Below are 1344 nucleotides of genomic sequence, written 5' to 3' on the forward strand. Positions count from 1 at the left end.
TCAGAGATATATTCCAAGGAATAGAGGAAAACACCTCAGGCCATGCTTCTTTAGTTATCTTTTCTATTAGTTCTTCATTGTTTAATAATTCTTTGTTACTCATATTATTTCTTTCGATTTTAAAAAGTTTCTGTAATTCCTGAGTCATGCGAAAAGGGGTATCTGGGTATACCATTTGCCAATTATCTCCTCCGTATTCAGAAAAACAAAAGCCTTTGCTTGTCCATGCAAAGAGAACTTCTTGTCCACCTTCCAACCTATAGAAGTCGCCTACTACTCTTCTGTTATAGCAAACTTTCCACGGATGTGTTCCCGTAGCTGAACATTCTATCATCTTACTATTCTTAGGAGATATGCGATAGAATTCCTCCCAGCAATATATCAAATTTGGCATAAGTTTATAAATCTTTAATTTATTTTGGTTGCAAAGTTACATACTGGATATGCCAAAACGCAGCATACCTTTAGAAAAGTAGTCATATTGTAGTTTCTGTATATCCTATATTGTAACTACTCATTAATCCTTTCTCTTTCACCGCTTTACCTTTAATGTAGTTATGTAGTTAGATCTATAGTTCGTTAAAATTTGAGTATATGGCTACGCAGCCTTAGGCTGCCAGCCAATGAGTTCTTTGACAATCTTACTAATTAAAGTTCGGTTCGGTCGGCATCGGGACATGTCGAAAATTAATTTCGTATAGTTCGCATTGAACATCAACGACTTAACTTTTGCCATGGAATTATCCATGCCATTGTCTTTCATGAAGACCTTGGCGGCATTTAGTGAGGCGAACGATGCGTTGAACGCAAAGTCCAGCTGGCTCTTGTGTCTTGCCTGACAATCCATAAGTCCCGTAAACTGCTTGCTGTCGCGATAGCAGAACTCTATCTGGAAACGAGTTCGGTATGTCTTCAATACTTCCTCACCCGTCATTGAGAGTTTTGTCGAGAAGAACAACTTGCACTTTCCACTGGGCATTCGCCAGATGACAAGTTGCACCCTCTTCTTCAGAGCCTTGGCATAAGCCTCGAGGGTGTACGCCTTTCCGTCCAGTCCATCAATGTGCAGTTCTTCCATGCATGAGAGGTTGAGGTTTGCCAAGTCAATTTTGTCTCCCTTGACTCTTGGTCGTCCACGCCTCTTTTCCCTCTTGGGAATTTAATGCAGACAAGCGTTGTCACGGAAGCGGCTAACTAGATAGAAGCCAAGCTCCGACATGCCCTTCTCGAACGTGGAGGTGGAGAAGAATGCGTCAGCCACTACTATATCAGTGATACTCAGCAGTTTCTTTGAATACCGCTTCATAACACTGATGTAATATTCGACGAGTGTCTTGTTCCTTA

At 41.0% G+C, this 1344-nt stretch carries 2 protein-coding genes and 1 pseudogene; all 3 read right to left on the reverse strand.

Features of this window, described 5'->3' with window-relative positions; translation table 11 throughout:
* Positions 1 to 394, reverse strand: a 394-nt coding sequence (locus HMPREF9018_RS09025; protein WP_008450772.1) for a hypothetical protein, incomplete at its 3' end; no start/stop codon positions are given.
* 204 nt (positions 395 to 598) lie between these two features.
* Positions 599 to 1078, reverse strand: a complete 480-nt coding sequence (locus tag HMPREF9018_RS10790; protein ID WP_008450770.1) for a hypothetical protein — start codon at positions 1076 to 1078, stop codon at positions 599 to 601.
* Positions 1079 to 1159: 81 nt separating this feature from the next.
* Positions 1160 to 1344 (reverse strand): annotated as a pseudogene (locus HMPREF9018_RS11330) (transposase); the annotation flags it as partial.

It is taken from the genome of Prevotella amnii CRIS 21A-A (assembly GCF_000177355.1).
Lineage (GTDB): Bacteria > Bacteroidota > Bacteroidia > Bacteroidales > Bacteroidaceae > Prevotella > Prevotella amnii.